Origin of the sequence: Massilia sp. IC2-476 (genome assembly GCF_020707295.1) — a bacterium.
In the GTDB taxonomy this organism is placed as follows: domain Bacteria; phylum Pseudomonadota; class Gammaproteobacteria; order Burkholderiales; family Burkholderiaceae_D; genus Telluria.
This window is the reverse complement of sequence record NZ_JAJFER010000023.1, coordinates 1-755: the sequence shown is the minus strand read 5'-3', so window position 1 is coordinate 755 and position 755 is coordinate 1. Positions and strand designations below refer to the sequence as shown.

At 60.4% G+C, this 755-nt stretch carries 1 protein-coding gene; it reads left to right on the top strand.

Annotation, left to right across the window (positions count from 1 at the left end):
* Positions 1-3 precede the first annotated feature (3 nt).
* On the top strand, positions 4-755 hold a 752-nt coding region (locus tag LK539_RS24380; RefSeq protein ID WP_227803636.1), incomplete at its 3' end, for an elongation factor Tu.

Sequence of the window (755 nt, the reverse complement as noted above, 5' to 3'; positions counted from 1 at the left end):
GAAATGGCAAAGGAAAAATTCGAACGGACCAAGCCGCACGTCAACGTCGGCACCATCGGTCACGTTGACCACGGCAAAACCACCCTGACGGCTGCAATCGCAACCGTTCTGTCGAAGAAGTTCGGCGGCGAAGCCAAGGCCTACGACCAGATCGACGCGGCTCCGGAAGAAAAAGCACGCGGCATCACCATCAACACCGCGCACGTCGAGTACGAAACCGCGAACCGTCACTACGCGCACGTTGACTGCCCAGGCCACGCCGACTACATCAAGAACATGATTACCGGTGCTGCGCAGATGGACGGCGCGATCCTGGTGTGCTCGGCCGCTGACGGCCCGATGCCGCAGACCCGCGAGCACATCCTGCTGGCGCGTCAGGTTGGCGTTCCGTACATCATCGTGTTCCTGAACAAGTGCGACCTGGTCGACGACGCAGAACTGCTGGAACTGGTCGAAATGGAAGTGCGCGAACTCCTGTCGAAGTACGAGTTCCCAGGCGACGACCTGCCAATCATCAAAGGTTCGGCACGTATGGCCCTGGAAGGCCAGGCTGGCGAACTGGGCGAAGACGCGATCATGAAGCTGGCTGATGCACTGGACAGCTACATCCCGACCCCGGAACGTGCCGTTGACGGCGCCTTCCTGATGCCGGTGGAAGACGTGTTCTCGATCTCGGGCCGCGGTACCGTGGTGACCGGTCGTGTCGAGCGCGGCATCATCAAGGTCGGCGAAGAAATCGAAATCGTCGGTATCGT